The organism is Paraburkholderia sp. PGU19 (assembly GCF_013426915.1).
Classification (GTDB): Bacteria; Pseudomonadota; Gammaproteobacteria; order Burkholderiales; family Burkholderiaceae; genus Paraburkholderia.
Window position 1 is genome coordinate 2541405 of sequence record NZ_AP023180.1, and the last position, 17616, is coordinate 2559020.

15 protein-coding genes and 2 pseudogenes are annotated in these 17616 nt (G+C 58.5%); 9 read left to right on the forward strand and 8 right to left on the reverse strand.

From position 1 onward, the window contains the following. Positions 1 to 282 precede the first annotated feature (282 nt). Positions 283 to 588 carry a DUF485 domain-containing protein gene (locus H1204_RS29055; RefSeq protein ID WP_180731903.1) on the forward strand — a complete coding sequence of 102 codons (306 nt, stop codon included), beginning with the start codon at positions 283 to 285 and terminating at the stop codon, positions 586 to 588. Then, positions 585 to 2246: a cation acetate symporter gene (locus H1204_RS29060; protein WP_180731904.1), complete on the forward strand. Its 1662-nt coding sequence runs from the start codon at positions 585 to 587 to the stop codon at positions 2244 to 2246. Before H1204_RS29055 ends, H1204_RS29060 begins: the two co-directional genes overlap by 4 nt. Before the next feature lie 143 nt (positions 2247 to 2389). Here the strand turns inward: H1204_RS29060 and H1204_RS29065 are convergent, their stop codons facing one another. After that, positions 2390 to 4456 (reverse strand): phospholipase C, phosphocholine-specific, encoded by a 2067-nt coding sequence (locus tag H1204_RS29065; RefSeq protein WP_180731905.1) that lies wholly within the window; start codon positions 4454 to 4456, stop codon positions 2390 to 2392. Between the two features lie 347 nt (positions 4457 to 4803). Here H1204_RS29065 and H1204_RS29070 point away from each other — a divergent pair, with 347 nt between their 5' ends. The 3 genes and pseudogenes from H1204_RS29070 to H1204_RS29075 all read left to right on the forward strand — a co-directional run bounded on the left by H1204_RS29070 (position 4804) and on the right by H1204_RS29075 (position 6630). Beyond that, a complete protein-coding gene (locus H1204_RS29070; RefSeq protein WP_180731906.1) occupies positions 4804 to 5163 on the forward strand; it encodes a hypothetical protein in 360 nt (119 codons plus the stop codon). 130 nt (positions 5164 to 5293) lie between these two features. Next, positions 5294 to 5495 (forward strand): annotated as a pseudogene (locus tag H1204_RS51590) (hypothetical protein); the annotation flags it as partial. A 124-nt stretch (positions 5496 to 5619) separates the two neighbouring features. Further along, positions 5620 to 6630, forward strand: coding sequence for a ferritin-like domain-containing protein (locus H1204_RS29075; protein WP_180731907.1), 1011 nt, complete (start codon positions 5620 to 5622; stop codon positions 6628 to 6630). Positions 6631 to 6653: 23 nt separating this feature from the next. Here H1204_RS29075 and H1204_RS29080 read toward each other — a convergent pair whose 3' ends face one another. The 3 genes from H1204_RS29080 to H1204_RS29090 form a co-directional block, all read right to left on the reverse strand. Further along, entirely contained in the window at positions 6654 to 7082 is a 429-nt protein-coding gene (locus H1204_RS29080) for a hypothetical protein (RefSeq protein ID WP_180731908.1), read from the reverse strand. Between the two features lie 533 nt (positions 7083 to 7615). Beyond that, positions 7616 to 8086 (reverse strand): glycine zipper domain-containing protein, encoded by a 471-nt coding sequence (locus H1204_RS29085; RefSeq protein ID WP_180731909.1) that lies wholly within the window; start codon positions 8084 to 8086, stop codon positions 7616 to 7618. 548 nt (positions 8087 to 8634) lie between these two features. Beyond that, the gene (locus H1204_RS29090) at positions 8635 to 9000 is read right to left on the reverse strand and encodes a nuclear transport factor 2 family protein (RefSeq protein WP_149676584.1); all 366 of its coding nucleotides are present in this window, start codon (positions 8998 to 9000) and stop codon (positions 8635 to 8637) included. A gap of 113 nt (positions 9001 to 9113) precedes the next feature. Here H1204_RS29090 and H1204_RS29095 point away from each other — a divergent pair, with 113 nt between their 5' ends. Then, positions 9114 to 10061 (forward strand): AraC family transcriptional regulator, encoded by a 948-nt coding sequence (locus tag H1204_RS29095; RefSeq protein WP_180731910.1) that lies wholly within the window; start codon positions 9114 to 9116, stop codon positions 10059 to 10061. A 56-nt stretch (positions 10062 to 10117) separates the two neighbouring features. Here the strand turns inward: H1204_RS29095 and H1204_RS29100 are convergent, their stop codons facing one another. Then, positions 10118 to 11137 (reverse strand): carbon-nitrogen hydrolase family protein, encoded by a 1020-nt coding sequence (locus H1204_RS29100; protein ID WP_180731911.1) that lies wholly within the window; start codon positions 11135 to 11137, stop codon positions 10118 to 10120. Positions 11138 to 11238: 101 nt separating this feature from the next. Then, positions 11239 to 12399: an alpha/beta fold hydrolase gene (locus tag H1204_RS29105; protein ID WP_180731912.1), complete on the reverse strand. Its 1161-nt coding sequence runs from the start codon at positions 12397 to 12399 to the stop codon at positions 11239 to 11241. Positions 12400 to 12511: 112 nt separating this feature from the next. Between H1204_RS29105 and H1204_RS29110 the strand changes: the two genes are divergently transcribed. From H1204_RS29110 to H1204_RS29120, 3 genes are all read left to right on the forward strand, one after another. Further along, positions 12512 to 13429, forward strand: a complete 918-nt coding sequence (locus H1204_RS29110; protein ID WP_180731913.1) for a LysR family transcriptional regulator — start codon at positions 12512 to 12514, stop codon at positions 13427 to 13429. Positions 13430 to 13706: 277 nt separating this feature from the next. Then, complete coding sequence (locus H1204_RS29115; RefSeq protein WP_180731914.1) at positions 13707 to 15422, forward strand: methyl-accepting chemotaxis protein; 1716 nt, start codon at positions 13707 to 13709, stop codon at positions 15420 to 15422. Positions 15423 to 15776: 354 nt separating this feature from the next. Next, positions 15777 to 16166, forward strand: a complete 390-nt coding sequence (locus tag H1204_RS29120; protein WP_180731915.1) for a hypothetical protein — start codon at positions 15777 to 15779, stop codon at positions 16164 to 16166. Positions 16167 to 16503: 337 nt separating this feature from the next. Here H1204_RS29120 and H1204_RS29125 read toward each other — a convergent pair. Together H1204_RS29125 and H1204_RS29130 are read right to left on the reverse strand one after the other, a co-directional pair. Beyond that, positions 16504 to 16581 (reverse strand): annotated as a pseudogene (locus H1204_RS29125) (cold-shock protein); the annotation flags it as partial. A gap of 42 nt (positions 16582 to 16623) precedes the next feature. Then, a complete protein-coding gene (locus tag H1204_RS29130; RefSeq protein ID WP_180733333.1) occupies positions 16624 to 17343 on the reverse strand; it encodes a DUF1223 domain-containing protein in 720 nt (239 codons plus the stop codon). Positions 17344 to 17616 lie beyond the last annotated feature (273 nt).

The window sequence follows — 17616 nt, forward strand, 5'->3', positions numbered from 1 at the left end:
AAGTGAAAACACGGTCGCGCGCTTGTCACGGCTTGACTTGCGTCATGCAGTTATTCGTGTAAACCCGGGCGGGAGAAACGCGTTGCCGTAAGAACCGGGTAAGCGCGTGCTCTTAATGTACTACCCGGCGCACGACAATAACGACGCATCGAAGCCCACGCGCGAAAGCATTGCACCGAATCCCCATCGGGACACGCGGTGCGTAAAGATGCCCCTCGTTACGACCATGGCCGGAAGAGGGCGCTTGTCAGTCAGCGAAAGCTGCCCATGCAGGAGACGAAGATGGATGTGAAACTCGCAGAGAAAGTGAAGTCGAGCGCGGCGTATCGCGAGCTGGTGCGAAAGCGCTCACGGCTTGGGTGGACACTGACCGCCCTCGTGTTGTTCGTCTATTACGGCTACGTTCTGCTGATTGCCTTCAACAAGCAGTTTCTTGCCGCAAAGGTGGGCACGGGTGTGACGACGTGGGGCATGCCGCTTGGACTGTTCGTTATCGTATTCACAGTGGTTATCACGGGTTTCTATGTTCGTCGCGCCAACAGCACATACGACGAACTCACCGAGCAGATCAAGCGGGAGGCAGCATGATCGCACGACGTCTTTGCGCTTTTACTGCGCTGTCTGTCTTCTCATCGTATTGTTTCTCCGCTGGCGCGGACATGGGCCAGACGGTGAAACAGCCGACCAACTGGACGGCAATTTCGATGTTCGTCGTCTTCGTGGTCGCGACGCTTTTCATCACCAAATGGGCTGCGAGACGGACGCGCTCCGCCGCCGAGTTTTACACTGCGGGTGGCGGAATCACGGGTTTCCAGAACGGACTGGCAATCGCCGGAGATTTCATGTCGGCAGCTTCGTTCCTGGGCATCTCGGCAGCCGTCTATGCAAACGGCTATGACGGTCTCATCTATTCGATCGGTTTTCTGGTTGGCTGGCCGATCATCACGTTTCTGATGGCCGAAAGACTGCGCAATCTCGGCCGTTTCACGTTCGCCGACGTGGCTGGATATCGCTTCAAGCAGGCGCCGATCCGCGCATTCGCCGCATCGGGTACGCTCGTGGTCGTGGCGTTCTATCTGATCGCGCAGATGGTCGGTGCCGGACAGTTGATCAAATTGCTGTTTGGACTCGAGTATTGGGTCGCGGTGGTGATCGTGGGTGCGCTCATGATGGTTTACGTGCTGTTTGGCGGTATGACGGCAACAACCTGGGTGCAAATCATCAAGGCGTGTCTGCTGCTTGCGGGCGCCTCGTTCATGGCATTTATGGTGCTGTGGCAATTTCATTTCAGCCCTGAAGCGCTCTTTGCGAAAGCCGTCGAAGTGCATGAGAAGAAGGCGTCCATCATGGGTCCGGGCAATTTCATCAAGGACCCGATCTCGGCAATTTCATTCGGCATTGCACTGATGTTCGGCACGGCTGGGCTGCCGCACATCCTGATGCGATTCTTTACCGTGCCTAACGCCAAGGAAGCACGCAAGTCGGTGTTCTGGGCAACGACATGGATCGGTTACTTCTACATCCTGACCTTCATCATCGGCTTTGGCGCCATCGTTCTTGTCAGCACGAACCCCGTGTTCAAGGATGCAGCGGGCAAGCTGCTGGGCGGCACGAACATGGCTGCCGTGCATCTTGCGAGTGCGGTGGGTGGCAACGTGTTTCTCGGGTTCATTTCAGCGGTGGCGTTCGCAACGATCCTGGCCGTCGTCGCGGGTCTCACGTTGGCCGGGGCATCGGCTGTGTCGCATGATTTGTATGCGACCGTCTTCAAGCATGGCAAGGCAGCGAGTGTGAACGAGCTGTTTGTTTCGCGCGTTACGACTGTCGTGCTGGGTATTGTCGCCGTCGTGCTCGGGATCGTATTCGAGAAGCAGAACATTGCATTCATGGTGTCGCTGGCGTTTGCCGTGGCGGCGTCGGCCAACTTTCCAGTGCTGTTCATGTCGGTTCTGTGGCGCGGTTGTACCACACGTGGTGCGACGATCGGCGGCTTTCTCGGATTGGTTTCCGCTGTATTGCTGACGGTTCTCTCGAAAGCGGTGTGGGTGGACGTGTTCCACTTTGCGACGGCGCCATTCCCCTACGCATCGCCCGCACTCTTTTCGATGGCGATCGGCTTCGCTGGCATCTGGCTTTTCTCGTTGACAGATAGATCCGCTCGTGCGCGCATCGATCAGGCCGGGTTCGAGGCGCAGTCGGTACGCTCGGAAACCGGGATTGGCGCGGTGGAGGGCGCAAGTCACTAAGCCGCGAATTGGGAGAGGCTTTGAGGCGACCTGAATGCGCAGCTAGAGGATGTTGGCCGACTCTAGCTGCTGCATGGGTTATATCCGGGTCGCCATACAACGGAGATCTGGCTTCGCGATCAACTGCGGTCACCCGCCCAATATCAGGCAGCCGCAGGGTCACTGACGAGGTCATAGCCGTTTTCCATCCGCCCCGCGAAGCGCCGCAGAAATGCGGGTTGAACATCAACCGTCACGCTAAGGTCATACCAGTTGCCACTTGCCGACACTGACCATAGGGTATCGACCGAGTGGCCGGCACGAACAGAAAATTTCCATGGGCCGTCCGCACGATATGCGTTCGACGAGATCGAAAATTCGCAGACTGCATTCCCGCGATTGATCAGCGTCAGGCATAAGGTATTGTTCTTCCTGTCGTTGGTCGCTCGAACCTCGGGGTTGGCGTGTGCCAGATCGCGTACAGATGCGACATCGCCCGCGAAAAGCCGCAGAAAGCCGTTCGGTCCGTGTATCGAGAGATGGTATCGGGTCGCGGCTGGCGGGGCATGGCCCCAACGTTCAGATAATTGCGTGCCGGACGCCAGCGCATACCGACGCGGCCGATTGGTGCCGATCGCGAGGTCGTAGCCAGAGAGTGCGACACCGGCTGGCCCAGCATTGATCATATCGAGCCACAACGTTCCACTGACTGCGTCCACATGTGCGTTGACGTGAATCTCATAGGGCAGCGCCCGTGACGCACGAATACCGGGTTCCTGCTTCGGGAGCGATTGCACAGTCGGCACAGTAGGCTCCGGCAGAGTACTGCATTGCCGGTTGGCATCGGAGACATAGGTGCTTGTAGCGGGTAGCAGCGGCCAGGTCGTGTCCCGTGTCCTGAAGTCGAATGCCGATGTGAGGTCGCCGCAAATCGCACGACGCCACGGGCTGATGTTCGGGCAATGCACGCCAAAACGTCGCTCGATGAATTGAATGATCGAGGTGTGATCAAAGACCTCCGAGCATACATAGCCGCCTTTGGACCACGGTGAGATCACTGTCATTGGCACCCGAAAACCCAGACCGAGTGGCAGCCCTTCGAAGATTTCGCCCGTCGTAGCGACTGTCGAGCGGCCTTCCGCGTCGGACGCGGGTGGCGTCGGTGGAGGCTCGTGGTCGAAGAAGCCGCCCTGTTCATCGTAGTTCAGCAGGAATACGGTCCTGGACCAAACCTCGGGGTTCGCGAAAAGTGCTGCAAGCAGACGCGCGGTAAGGTCCTCTCCGGCTTGCGGGTGATAATTCGCATGCTCCGACAACGCGGCTGGCGCGATGATCCACGATACCTGTGGGAGCGCACCCGCTGCGACATCCGCAGCGAATGCCCGTGCTACATTATCGACTCTCGCCATGCCGTTACGGTAGAGTGCGCTCGACGCTGAAGCGGATCGGAAGTTGCGAAACAGTGCAAGCGCGTTATCGTCGAAGTTATCTGCCTGCTGGTAGACGCGCCAGTGCACGCCGGCAGTCTCGAGCGTTTCAGCGACCGTTGGCCACGTGAAGCCCGCCACGGGCTCGACGTTATCGAGCGTGGGAAGAAAGCCTGCCGACAAACCGCTGCTGCCGCTGAATAGATGCAATCTGTTTGGATTGGTCTGGGTCAGCGTCGAGGCATAGTATTGGTCGCAGACGGTAAAGGCGTCGGCCAGCGCGTAATAGAACGGCAGATCGTTTCGGGAAAAGTAGCTCATGCCGAGTCCCGCGAAACGCGCTTTGTTCCATTCGTCGCAAAGGCCGTGGTCCCACATCGCTATGTCGACGGGATAGTTCATCGTTGGCGCCCGCGCACATGTCGCACGTGTGACAGTCATATCCGCGTGGAACGGCAGAATATAGCCAGTATCCGTAGGCTGCTTCCATATGGGGTCGCCATTGGGTAAGGCGATTGCCATCCGGTCATTGAATCCGCGCACCCCGCGCAGCGTGCCGAAGTAATGGTCGAACGAACGGTTTTCTTGCGTGAAGATCACGATATGGCCGACATCGTCAATCGTTCCCGTCATGCGATGCGCCCGAGTTGCCAGTGCCTTACGAATCATCTGAGGCATTAGGCCAGTAACCGCTGACGCTGCAAGCGCACCCGCAGCAATACATAGGAACTTTCGACGCGGCGAGCGAAACGGACGTTTGGCGGTGTCGCCGGTTCCTCCATTGGATGCGCGATTGATTTTCATTGCCGGGACCGCTCCTCGTACATAGATGAAGACGCACGCCGGGAATACGATTGCTTGCTTCTAAACAGGTCGATATTTCCCAATCTACGTGAGCGCACCTTAACGAGACATTAAGAAATCGCAGGCTGCGTGAACCTGTTAATCAAGGCACTTCTTATTTCCTTTCAGGAATAGGACGATCGCTGACGGCTTTCGAAAGTGTCAGTAACACTGGGTAACGCGACCTTAACGTCTTCTTAAGATTGGTCCCGTTAGGATCGTTGGTGCCAGTTGGCCTCGATGTCGAAGCCGTCAGCGTTGTTATCCGAAGGCGCGGATCGGCGACCACCACAGAGCAGGGGACACCGATGAACAGCACAACGGTCATATCCATCCGAACGTATCTCGTGACAGCATCGATCGCGGCAACGGCCATCGATGCGATCGTGCTTGTAGCCATCGAGCTGTTCGGTATCCGCGAATCGGCATTCGAGACGCTGGATTTCAGGTTAGCCGTTGTCACGCTGATCGCCATCGCGTTGGCGTCGACGCGGCTGTTAGCGTTCGCCGCGTACCGTCGTGCGCTAGCGCAGCGGCGCACTTCCGTTCGCACGAACGGTGTTGTCCATCCACAGGATGGATGCAGGCTGCGCTTGCTCGTTCTGCTGCATCTTCGTTTTTCCGGAATGAATGCCGAACGTTACGCCCAGGATGGTCTTCTGATTTGAGTCACCATCAATGGATGGGGTATCCGGAATCGTTTATACGATTCTCGCCACCTGTAACCGCAGGGCCTTTTTCCGAACGATGCTCGCCCGTATGCGAGCGGTAGACCCGTGACTGTCCTGAAGCCGCTTAGGTAACATCGGTGTGCTCGAAGGCGGCTTCGTTGTGATCGGTGGCATACTGGGCATCGTTGCGCCCACCGGCCTCGCGTTGGCAGGCGCTCGGAGATCTATTGTTCTTCGTACCCGGACTCATTTTCTGGCAGGTGGCTGAACGTTCGTTTGGCCTCCCGCGCTCGATGGATGCGAGGCCCGGCAACGCGAATGTGAAGTGATCTCGTAGAAATGGGTACTGCGGTCGTGATTGAATCGAAGCGGCATGCGGCGAAGTCAGATTGGGTCATTGGCGACCGGATGTCGTAATTTTGTGGCGTTGCGTTCAACCTGGAGACATCCAGAATGAATCAACCTCCTTTTGACGGATTCCTTGTTGAACAACTGATACAAGGCTTTCGCCCTCCTGTTTTGCCGCAGCGCAAGCCCGACCAGATGGCCATCGAAGCCGCAGATCGCAACTTCAGGCACTGGACAAGCAATGTTGAGGGCGCGCTGAAGCCGGGCTCCGATGCGCATCGGAGCGAGATGTGCCGAATGTTTCGCGAGACCTTTAATCCGTACCGCCCATCGGTCCTCGACTGGCCGCAGCTTGGGCCCGACGCACTTGCGAGGATTGTTTCCCTGCCGATCTGGGACATCGCGGTGCAGACGGAGGGCAGGGCTCGGCTGCGAATGGCGGCGTATGCAAACATCATCAGCGAGCCAGACGTACGTGAAGCGCTCGCGCTGAACGCGTGGGAAGAGAGCCGTCATAAAGAAGTGCTTTCGCGGATGGTGGCTGCGTACGATATTCCACTCGCGAGTGAAGCGCCCTATGTTCACCCCAAGGATGCCGAATGGGCTTACCTGGTCACAGGTTACAGCGAGTGTATCGACAGCTTCTTCGCTTTCGGTCTGTTCGAGATTGCACGCCGCTCAGGCCTGTTTCCGCCCGAGTTGATCGACACTTTCGAGCCGGTCATTCAAGAGGAGTGTCGCCATATACTGCTTTTTGCAAACTGGGTCGCATGGCATCGTGCAAAGCTCTCCTGGTGGCGGCGCATCCTCTTCGAGGGGAAGGTGGCCGCTGTGTGGGCGTTTTTAGGCTGGGAGCGGATGAGGCTTGCGCGGACGCTCGATGCCGACGGCAACGAGCACAAGCAGGATAACAATTTCACCGTCAACGGTGCGCAGTCTCTTTCGTCGGTGCAGGTCGGGGTGCGCGAACTCATCACGCTGTGTCTTGCCGAGAACGAGCGACGCTTTGCTGGCTATGACCGGCGACTGCTGCGCCCCGAAACGGTCCCGAAGCTCGCCGGTTTTGCGCTGCGCTTCATGCGTGCAGGGAAGCGCAACGAACATGCACCTGAATGAGACGGCCCAGCAGGCCATCCAGATTAATCAGCCAAAAGAGATCGCACTGCCAGTTCGCCGCGTTCTTCCGACGTCCGCGCGTTGTTGAGGGGGACATCCAAGCCACCGTCGTCGGGCACCGGCAAGAAGAGTGAGAAGTGAAGCAGCGCGCTTTTTGCGGACAGTTCAATATTGCAGAGTTTCGTGCCACGATCCGGATTGGTGAAAAGGATGCCCGCGCGGACCGTGCCCGGTGGAATTGGATTCCTGAAGGCAAGTTTGTAGAACGGGTCATCGACTCGCGCGTTAGCTGGTCCACCGCGTAACGGATGCAGGACCCAAACAACTTCGAAAGGTAAAAAGTGGCCGCTGTCAGCGTCTGTCCGAAACAACCATAACGATTGCGCGGTTCTATTCGTTACCTCAAGCCATACAGGCTGCACGTTGACAGCGTATAGATCGGCGCCGAACATGCGCTTGCTTTCCCTCGCGCTGAGTACTGCGGCACTCACGCGTACGCTGTGACTCTCCTCCGTCACGGCACGAGCGCGCAGCGGTGCATCGTCATCAGTCGTTGGGTCATGCCACGACGCGCAAGTGGCTAATGTGAACATTAGGCACACCAAACATAGTGGGTATCCGAGCGAACGCGTCAATCGTTTTGAAGAAAGCATCGTGAGCCGCCCAGCACTCAGTCATGGTGGGTTGTCAAAATCTTCCCGGCGAAAGAAACCGCTCACACTCGCGGCGATGAGATTGGCCGTGACTTGTGATCGCCCGGTCATTTGTATCGCCCTGTGACTAGTAGTCGGCGTTCATGTGACGCGACGACATCGGTTCCGGTGTGCGGTCTTCACGATGTCGTCGGCGTCGAAGGCGTGAGCAGAAGTAGATTGAATTTCACCGATGCGCTCATGAGTAGACCCCGTGGTCCGCGAATAGAGTCCACCGGAGTCGCATCGCGGATCACTGCCACAAGCGGCTATTCGGTCTAGAGATTTAGGGCCTAGTGCATCGTATACCCTCGGCCACTCATGCAGGCGGAATATGCCTGATTGAATGCCGCCATTGCATTCTGATTCTGAGCCTGGGCCGATGCCTGGGCATTACGCTGGTTCTGACGCGCGCGCATTCCTCCACCCATTGTCCCGGCAACCGCGCCAACTGCAGCGCCCTTTCCGGCGTCGCCAGCTATCGCCCCAATGACTGCACCTCCGGCAGCGCCGCGAGCAGCGCCGCCGACTCGCTCCCCGCCGCCTACGGCGGGACCGGACGGTGGCGGAGGTGTGGCAGCTACCGCTGCAGGATCAACGCCAGTTTGCGATTTGGCCCACGATGCGCATGATGACTGATCCTGCTGCTGTTTCTGCGCACTTTGACCTTTGGCCGGATAGGCTACGGGCTGCGCGACTGCTGCAGCCTGCCAGCAGAGCAGCACAGCAATTGCAAAAATTTGACGCTTGCTGAACGTGTGCATGAGAGCCCCCTTGTTTGCGTGCTCCCATTCAGTCTATTCGCTGCGTGGCGCCAGCGAAAGTAGTCGTTACGTCAATCGTAAGCCCGTTGAATCCCGTGAAGGGCAGCGGAGGAACTGCGCACGCCCTGAAAGACAGTGTGACCGCTCCTCAGATTCGAGAGTCGAACTGGCGACCGACGATTTGAAAGTAATTGATTCATTTACTGCCGCTAGTCGCTCGAATTCGCGGTCCAGATGAGCCGGCTCTGTTGCGGATAATGAAGCCATTAACGAATAACACACTCAGTGTCGGGCCTTCGGTTTTCGTCCGGTCCGGTTCCGTTGTGCTTCGTGCGGTTCGTCCAGTCGGGAGCACGAACTGTCGATAGTCCCGGTCTTGACCGGCGCGAGACTATTCTTTAAAAGTCATGGGGTTAGACGGATTTCCAGGCAAGATGATGGACTCATCATCCGGTGATCCGTCATTCTTCACTTTATTCAGCGAACTGCGGCATCGCTGCGACCGTTGCTGCGTAAGGCGTTCCGCCTGAGTGACCCGTCTGCGACGCTCAGAACATCGTATTGGTGTTGTTGGCCGTTTCTGGCACCGGCTGCAAAACATCCCAGTGCTCGACGATCTTTCCATCGGCATCGAAACGGAAGATGTCGACGCCCGCCGTTTCCTTGCCGCCCCAGTCCAGATAGCGCACGTGAATGAAAGCGAGGTCACCGTCGATCGCAGTGCGCTTGACCTCGCACGACACCTTGCCGACCTGCTTGATATAGCCGGAGATGAAATCGGTGCCATCCGGAAACATCGGGTTGTGCTGAATATACGGACCAGCGACGAGGCCCGGTAGCAGTTCGGACTCGCCCTTGTTGAAAACGCGCGCGTAAATGGTATCGATTGCGGCTTGAATCTGTTCTCGGTTCATGGTCTCGCCTTTGGGGGTTGCCTCTCTTCCATTAAAGTCGCTCCGATGAAGACGATCAATATCAGTCCATCCAGATTGCATGTCGATTCGTCTCATTCTGCTATGGTGAAGTCATGGAAGCATTGAACGGGTGGTTGAAAGCGGTCCGCGCTGATGGCCTTGTGCTGGTACGGACGCGCGTGGCTGGGCCGTGGGGATTCGCGGTGAAATCTCGCGATGCCGTGGTGTTCCATTTCGCGGCGGAAGGTCATGCTTTCGTTCGTCAATCTGGCGCGGAAGCGATGGAATTACGCGCAGGTGAATTAGTCCTGTTCCCGCGTGGCAGTGCGCATGAAGTCGTGCATTCGAAGCGAGGCAAGGCCATTCCGCTCGATACGTTTCTGGCCAGGCACGATGGTGTGGTTGACCCTGATCCCAAAGCCACCACGCTCATTTGCGGCCAGTTCAACCTGGATCAGCATTTGGCGCTCCCCGCATTGCGGGCGCTTCCGCAGGCTGTAGTGCTCCGCGCCGGGATGGAACCTGGACATTCCCCACTGAGCGATACGCTGCGCTTGCTACGTAATGAAGTTGAGACACCGAACTTTGGCAACCATATCGTAGTGCGGAATCTGCTGTCTTCCCTGTTCGTCTACTTGATGCGCGAATGGGCGGATGCTGCTTCCCCTGCAGATAATGATTGGTTTTCGGCGTTACGATCGCCGCAAATGACGAGGGTCCTTGCGCGGATACACGAATCACCCGAACGTGCCTGGACACTGGCGGAACTTGCCAAAGAAGCCACGTTGTCGCGCGCTGCATTCGCTCGCAATTTCTGCGCCTTGGTGGGCGAACCGCCTCATCAGTATCTGACGCGTTGGCGCATGGGCATTGCTGCACAGTTGCTGGAGGAAACCGAACTACGCCTTGGTGAAGTCGCGTCGCGCGTTGGCTATGGGTCGGAATTCTCTTTCAGCCGCGCATTCAAGTTGGCACGTGGTGTCTCGCCGATCCAATACCGCCGTGAACGGCACGGCTACATGGCAACTGGCGAGCGCGAGCTTGGATCGGTTGCGCCGTAGTTGATTGGCGCAACGATTGAGTCTCGGTCTTTCAGGCAAAATCAGCAGAAGGTGCCCTACTTGTTTTGCCCCTCCGCCTTTTCGTCGATCCCGTAGTTATCCATGGGTATCGTCAAAGTCTCGACTCGTCGCATGCTGGTCTTGTTGATCAAAAGGCGCGTGACATCCGGGCGGGAATAATGACCGGCAGGATCGGCGGCATTCTTGGCCACGACAATGACACCAAGATCGATGTCCGCGTACAGAATGCCTTCGCTGTCTTCTGGCAGCTTCGGGACCAGAGCGCGGCCGTCAGGCCCATAGATGACCGCATGCCCACCACCGACATGGTTGAGTGCATGCTTATCCGGGGTGTCGCACAGCGCGTCGATCATCGCTTCGGACACGACAGCACACGGCGCCAGGACGAAACACGACCCTTCCACTGCATATATTCTGCTTGCGGCATTGTTGACCTCCCATCCGAGCGCCGGGGCGAAAGGTTCATAGTTAGAAAAGCTTGGCCACGCAGCGATATGCACCTCTTCATTCTGCGCATACATCGCGTATTTGGACAGCGGCTGCAAATGCTCCCAGCAGCACAACGCGCCTATTCTTCCAAGTCCTTCGACCTGATGCACCGCCAGGTCGGAGCCGTCGCCTTCGCCGAATGTGGACCTCTCCACGTGAGTCGGGCGCAGCTTGCGGCGTGCAGCGATGGTCGTCCCCTCGGCGCTGATGATCCACTGCCCCATATAGAGACTGCCGCCGCTTCGCTCAGAAAGACCAATGACCGCCGTGATTCCGGCCTGCCGGACGGCCGAACTGAGTCTTGCAGCCTCCGGGCTGTTGTAGTCCAGCGAGTTATCGAAGTAGCGCTGTACAAAGCCACGGCTTACCTGCCACGCGTGTGCGCCCATCCAGATATGCCAGGGATAGCCAGGTAACCAGGTTTCCGGAAAGGCGATCAGGCTGGCGCCTCGGTCGGCGGCTTCGTTAATCAGCTCAATGGTCTTGTCGATACCGGCATCAAGATCGAGCCAGACGGGAGCAGCCTGAACAACCGCGACTTTGTATTTAGGATGAACAAGGGACATGGGAATCTCTTCCAGAAGGTAGCGAAGCAAACTGATTTCAATTTTTTCAGCGGCTACGGCGGGTCGGAGTCGACCATGCCGGACAGCAGCCCCAGTACCGCTCAATTCAACCCAGACGGATTGGAGACAAGCAGCCTCCACCCACCGTCGCGGCCCTTTTCCATCACCTGCGTAGCGGTGCCGCGTTCCTCGTGCGGCTGGCCGTCCGGTAGCGTCACGTTCAAGGTCCAGTCGAGCAGGACGAGCGCTGTATTGCCGCTCGTCAACACACGACGCACCTGGTTGTGGATGTGTGGGCGCAGTGCCAGCAAGCGAGCGAGGCCGTTGCGCAATGCGGCGGGGCCTTGCACTACCTCGCCGTCCGTCATCCGCATCGTGGCTTGATTGCTAAACGTACCGAGCAGGGCATCGAGATCGCCGGCGTTCAGCGCTGCGTCGAAAGCGGCGGGGACCTGTTCGGGCGTGCTGCACACCGCTGACTTGTCTTCAATCCCTGCGACGAATCGCGCGATGATGTGCGCCAGCTCAACGGGTGCCTCCAGCGGTGACAGGTGCCCCGTTCCGGGCAGGATATGCATCGCCGCGTGTGGAATACGAGGCATCAGCTCCGCCTGCAGCGTTGCGATGCGATCTACCTGATCGAACTCACCGGAGATGACGATGGTGGGCACATCGATTGACGCGACCGCCGCGGTGATGTCTTCTCCCATGGCCACATTGGGCCAGGCTGCCTTGGCCTGCGGTGCGGCCTTCAGGCTGTCCTCGATCACTTGCTCGCGTCGTGCGGCGTCGAGCGACTTTGCGGTCAGAACGTTATCGATGACGAATTCGACCGATTCGCGCGACTGATATGCGCCCGTCAACGTCGCGCGTTGCTCGTCGGAGAGGAGCATGGGCGACGGAGGCGACGGCGCGACCAGCACAAGGCCTTCAAGTCCGGCCGGCCGGCGCGATGCGATGAGTTGGGCCACCTTGCCGCCCATCGAATGACCGACAAGAACGTAGCGCGCGAGACCCAGCGTCTGGATGACGCCTTCGGCGTCGGCGGCAAGATCGGCGCTACCGTAGCCATCGACGGGGGCCTCGGACTCGCCCCAGCCGCGATGATCGGTGGCGACGATCCGATACCGGTCGGATAACTCGCTCGCTACTCCGTCCCATGTGCGGGACGAGCCACCGTAGTAATGCAGAAATACCACTGCCAGTTCGCCGCTGCCCCGCTGCGCGACGTGAATCCGCGTGCCATTCGTCTCGATTTCCATTTCCGTGCCCTTTCCGTGAGGTCATGGCTGGATGGTAGATTCATGTCGCCAGTTTGATAATTGGCGGGATAGTGTATGGAGTCGATAATGTTGTTATCGAATTGGAGGGCAAATGGACCGATTGACGAGCCTTGGCGTGTTTGTCGCGGCTGTCGATGAAGGCAGCTTTGCCGCTGCGGCGCGACGGTTTGGGCTATCGGCAGCGATGGCCGGCAAGCATGTGAGCGCAATCGAGGCTGACCTGAATGTGCGGCTGCTCCAGCGCACAACGCGGCGCCTGAGTCTGACCGAGGCGGGCCAGATTTACTATGAGCGCGCCAGGCGGATTCTCGAAGCGTTCGATGAAGCGAACCGGGAAGCGGGCGATTCGCAAGGTACGGCGCGCGGCGTACTGCGCGTCGCGGCGCCCGTCACGTTCGGCGCGATGCACTTGGGCAATGTTGTTGCCCGCTATCTGGAGGACCATCCGCACGTGAACGTGGAAGTGCAGCTCGCGGATCGCTATGTCGACCTCGTGGATGCCGGCGTTGACGTCGCAATCCGGATCGGACGGTTGCAGGATCCAGGCGTGGTGATGCGCTGGCTTGCGCCGTGCCGAATGGTCGTGTGCGCATCTCCCGCGTATCTGGCGCGCCATGGAACGCCGCGCAAGCCCGAAGACTTACGACGCGCGCCGCGACTTGCCTTCAGCGAGGCTGTGTCGGGCGGCGACTGGACGTTGCTGGATGCGAGAAATCGCGCGCACGTTATCGATGGACCGTGTCGGATGGCAGTCAACAATACTCAAATGCTTCTTGCCGCTGCCCTCGCTGGCGCCGGCATCACGTACGGTCCGACGTTCGTGTTCGGCGAGCACCTCAGGCGGGGTGAACTTGTGGCGCTGCTGCCCGCTTATCGTGCGACTGATCTGGCGATTCAGGCGGTTTATCCGAGCGCGCAACGCATACCGCTCAAAGTGCGCCGCTTCGTCGATTACCTTGCCGAGACGTTTGGCGATCAACCGCCTTGGGATCAGAACACAAGCTCTTAAAGAAGCAGATGGTCGGGCCGTCATTCGCGGCTGCAAACGAAGGCCTGGGGGAAAGGTGTCTGTTATCGATATGGGGCAACTTGTAATCTCGCGTCGCGTGAAGCCAGTCAGTTTTTCCTTACGTCTGAATCAGTAAAGACTGACATCGCGCGGGCTTCAGCTACTTTCGAAAAAACCGTAAACAGGAGCAAAGAAGAACAAGAGGTACATCCGGGGCCACACACGTCGGCTATCGATTTGATGCCGTTTCAGGTACCGCGGAGATTCTGGAAGCAGCATGCACACGTTCATACAAAGCATCAAGTTTAAGATTATCCTCGCGTTCAGTCTTTGCCTTGCGCTCATCATAGCGATCGGTATTTTCGGTCTGTTCGGACTTTCGAGGTTGAATTCGAACATGAACGATTCCTATGCGGGGAACATGGTTCCCGTCATCGTGCTGGGTGACGTGCGCGCAGCGCAGCTCGAGATCCGGCTTCAGATCCGTCGCGCCCAGTCTCTTCATGATCCGGCTCGGACAAAAGCGAGCGTTGACCTGATTCGCGCGGACCAGGACCGCATTAACAAGAGCTGGAACGACTACTATCCGAACCGGGTGTCGAGTGACGCTGAGCGAAAAATTGCCGACGGCGTCAAGACTATCCTGCCGCAGTTCAAAACGGGCGTTGACGAGCAGGTAGCGGCACTGGAGTCCGGTAACTACGATCTTGTCTCGTCGCTCGTTGACAGGAACAGTCAGATGACCAGCGCGCTCAACAAATTGCTGGATGAGGATCTTGCCGAAAATGAGGCGCAGGCCCAGCAATTCGTCAATATCAGCGAGGCTACCTTTGGCACCATTCGCTGGATCGCCATCACGCTGATAGGCGTTGGCATCGTCGGGGCCACTGGTGCGATGTTCTTTCTGTCAGGCGCGATCACGAAGCCGCTCTGCGAAGCTGTGGGCGTTGCTAACCAGATTGCCGGAGGCCAGCTTGACAACGGCATTGCGATCCGGAAGCGCGACGAATTCGGTCAATTGCTCGAAGCCTTGAAGAAAATGGACGGGCAATTGAGCAGCACCGTGCGAGGTATCAAGTCAAGCGCCGAGTCGGTGACCGTGGCGTCCCGGGAAATCGCTGCCGGCAACACCGACCTGTCGGCACGCACCGAAGAGCAGGCAGCGTCGCTTGAGGAAACGGCGTCGAGCATGACCGAGTTGACGGAAACGGTGAAGCAGAATGCCGACAACGCACGGCAAGCCAATGCGTTGGCAAGTCAGGCCACGGATGTGGCCGATGCGGGCAATGATGCCGTGCAAGGCATGGTCGGCACAATCGAGCGGATCAGCGGCAGTTCGACGAAGATCTCGGAGATCACTGGTGTCATTGAAGGCATTGCATTCCAGACAAATATTCTTGCGCTTAATGCTGCCGTGGAAGCTGCGCGTGCCGGTGAGCAGGGGCGAGGTTTTGCGGTCGTTGCCAGTGAAGTGCGCAGCCTGGCACAGCGTTCTGCCGCGGCTGCAAAGGAGATCAAGGAACTGATCGGCTCGTCGGTGGCGATGATCCAGGATGGCGCGAAGCAGGCTACTGAAGTTGGCGCGACAATGGGCGATGTCAAGCGGGCAATCAGGCAGGTGTCCGACATCGTCGGCGAGATTGCTGCGGCATCGGAGGAGCAAAGCCGTGGCATCGAGCAGGTCAATCTGGCTGTTACGCAGATGGATGAAGTTACCCAGCAGAACGCGGCACTCGTCGAGCAGGCAGCAGCGGCCGCGCATTCGCTCGAAGAGCAGGCGATGAGCCTGAAGGAGGCCGTGTCTGTGTTCCGGCTCACCGATACGGGTTTATCGACGTCGCGCTCCTTAGCCTCTCAGAGCACGTTACGCGCACCAAGCGTTACTGCAACTCCAGCAAAGCCGAATGCGCTCATACAATCGGCGAGTTCGCAGAGGCGGACTACCTCGGTGAGATCAGGCTCTGCCGCCGTGGATGCATGGGAGACCTTCTGATCCTGATAATGATCCCGCCGATGTTTCGATATCCATACAATGGGTTGCCGACAACTAGGTCGTGTCAGTCCGGATATGAAAAGGACTGTTTTTACCACGACCGAATAGAATTGGTCGGCAGGATTTCGAGCGATGCCATCGTCTCGCATCGAGAATTCTCTGGGCAAGCGTTGAAGAACCAGGCAGGTGCATGGTGCCGCTGGCAGAAGGGATCAAAGCGAGGCAGCGGCGCTGTCAGGTTAGCGGACGGGCGGCGTGTGGATCTGGCACGCTTGCGCTTTTACGATTTGCTGTGTCAGGATATCTGTGGCGTTGGCCCCTCTTCGGAGCATCACCACTATAGGAGTGCGTTTCATGGAAGCACAGCAACTGGTCTCTGAATTCCTCGCGTCTGAGCACGGAAACCAGGCCGCTCAGGCACTTGCCGATCAAGGCGTCAGTCCCGATGCTGCACAGCAGATGTTGAGTCAGGTGGCGGAGACTGCACATGCTCACGTTGAAGAGCAAAGCGCGGGTCTCCTGGGCGACCATCCGGGAAGGAGCTTTTTTGCTGCATTCGCAGCCGGTCTCGTGAAAGGCGATGGAGTTTTCAAGTCCCTCGAGGAGGGGGGAGAGGGCGTACTAACCGGTCGTGTGGCTGAATCGCTAGCCGAGAAAATGGGCATTGACCCCGCCACTGCGTCAACGGTAGCGGCCGCCGCTACCCCTTACGTGGTTTCCTTTCTCAAAGAAAGATTCGGCTGAGAACGGTGCAGCCGGAAACAGGGGCCTTGCCGAAGCACGGAAGCCCGGACAGTTTTCAAAAGACTTGCAGGAAGCGGTGGCGAGGAAGGCACCCGCAAAGCGGGCGCCGCAGAACCCGGTAGTAGTCGCACCAACCAGGGATAGCGCCTCGGCACCCGTCGCCGCCTGATTGACGCAGCCTGATAGAAGGTGGGGTGACTGGCCATGAGCAGGACTTGTCCGTCCTGCTCGAACCAGTCCACCGCAATGCCATCCAATGCATGGACTCCTGACATGGTAAGCCAAAAAATTTGACCCGCACAACGCAGGTCACCTGTCAGGACGATGTGCGCGCCAGTTAGACTGGCTTGATATTCGCGGCCTGTTTACCCTTCGGTCCCATCTTCACGTCGAAGCTGACTTTCTGATTTTCCTGCCAATCGGCAAGTCCACTCACTGGCGAGCAACAACCCATCACTCATCGAGCAGGCGCTTCACTTGTATCGACAACGCGTGCGGCGCCGACAATATCGCCATCATTGTCCTCAAGAAGAACCACTTGATGTTCGCCGGCGACGGCGTCGGCACGCAACATGAGCGCCGTACCTGACCACTGGCCGATTGCCACCATGCTACGCACGACATTCGATTCAGTGAGCGTATGGCCTGCGTTCTCACCGCGCCCGATCGCCGTGACGTGACGTGCGTCGTAGCCGACCAGCAGCACATGCGCGCGTCCGGTGCCCGGGCCAATCGATACCGAAACACCGCCGTCTACACGCGTAGCGCTAACTGTAGCGGCCGTCACACCGGCGGACCTGGCGTGGTCGATGGCCGCGCTGGCTGCAATGCGATTAGAGCCCACCACCTCGGCCTTGCCGTCGATTACCATTTCCGGCGTGTACTCGAAGTCGCGAAACCGTTGCGCGTACCGGGCCTGACGCGCATCGGCGCCGTCGAACGAAAACGGATCTTTCCAGCCGAGCTGATTCCAGTATGTGACATGAAACGCCAAGGGCAGAACGTCGGCGCGTGAGTCGCTCAGCTCGGACAGAAAGCGATCCGCCGGCGGGCACGACGAACAGCCCTGCGATGTGAACAGTTCAACGACAACCGGGCGCGGCGCGGCAGCGAACGCATGCGAGGTGAGCAGCGCCGCAGCGCTCGCAACGATGGCAGTGATGTAACGGGGCAGCATGTCCTGACTCCAGATAACGACACTCATGGTAATTCGCTCGCCAGCACGATCGGGTTACAGTTGAAGCGGACCCGGCGCGTGCGGTGAGTTCAGTCGATCGCTGTCGCTGATGTCCTCGTCAAAGAAGCCCAGGTATGCCGGGGTGTGCGCCGCGCCGGATGGGTCTTCAGGCCGCCCAACGCTAGCGCCGATCCCGCGAACGCGGCCACCAGCGTCACGGTTACACGTACTGGCAACGTCCCACTATGTGCAGCGAATGAGCGGCGCCTTCGG

Coding starts and splice junctions, on each gene's coding strand:
- H1204_RS29070 (WP_180731906.1), top strand. CDS start 4,804: ATGAACAGCACAACGGTCATATCCATCCGAACGTATCTCGTGACAGCA.
- H1204_RS29100 (WP_180731911.1), bottom strand. CDS start 11,137: ATGTCCCTTGTTCATCCTAAATACAAAGTCGCGGTTGTTCAGGCTGCT.
- H1204_RS29090 (WP_149676584.1), bottom strand. CDS start 9,000: ATGAACCGAGAACAGATTCAAGCCGCAATCGATACCATTTACGCGCGC.
- H1204_RS29095 (WP_180731910.1), top strand. CDS start 9,114: ATGGAAGCATTGAACGGGTGGTTGAAAGCGGTCCGCGCTGATGGCCTT.
- H1204_RS29105 (WP_180731912.1), bottom strand. CDS start 12,399: ATGGAAATCGAGACGAATGGCACGCGGATTCACGTCGCGCAGCGGGGC.
- H1204_RS29130 (WP_180733333.1), bottom strand. CDS start 17,343: ATGCTGCCCCGTTACATCACTGCCATCGTTGCGAGCGCTGCGGCGCTG.
- H1204_RS29055 (WP_180731903.1), top strand. CDS start 283: ATGGATGTGAAACTCGCAGAGAAAGTGAAGTCGAGCGCGGCGTATCGC.
- H1204_RS29075 (WP_180731907.1), top strand. CDS start 5,620: ATGAATCAACCTCCTTTTGACGGATTCCTTGTTGAACAACTGATACAA.
- H1204_RS29110 (WP_180731913.1), top strand. CDS start 12,512: ATGGACCGATTGACGAGCCTTGGCGTGTTTGTCGCGGCTGTCGATGAA.
- H1204_RS29080 (WP_180731908.1), bottom strand. CDS start 7,082: ATGTTCGGCGCCGATCTATACGCTGTCAACGTGCAGCCTGTATGGCTT.
- H1204_RS29115 (WP_180731914.1), top strand. CDS start 13,707: ATGCACACGTTCATACAAAGCATCAAGTTTAAGATTATCCTCGCGTTC.
- H1204_RS29085 (WP_180731909.1), bottom strand. CDS start 8,086: ATGCACACGTTCAGCAAGCGTCAAATTTTTGCAATTGCTGTGCTGCTC.
- H1204_RS29060 (WP_180731904.1), top strand. CDS start 585: ATGATCGCACGACGTCTTTGCGCTTTTACTGCGCTGTCTGTCTTCTCA.
- H1204_RS29120 (WP_180731915.1), top strand. CDS start 15,777: ATGGAAGCACAGCAACTGGTCTCTGAATTCCTCGCGTCTGAGCACGGA.
- H1204_RS29065 (WP_180731905.1), bottom strand. CDS start 4,456: ATGAAAATCAATCGCGCATCCAATGGAGGAACCGGCGACACCGCCAAA.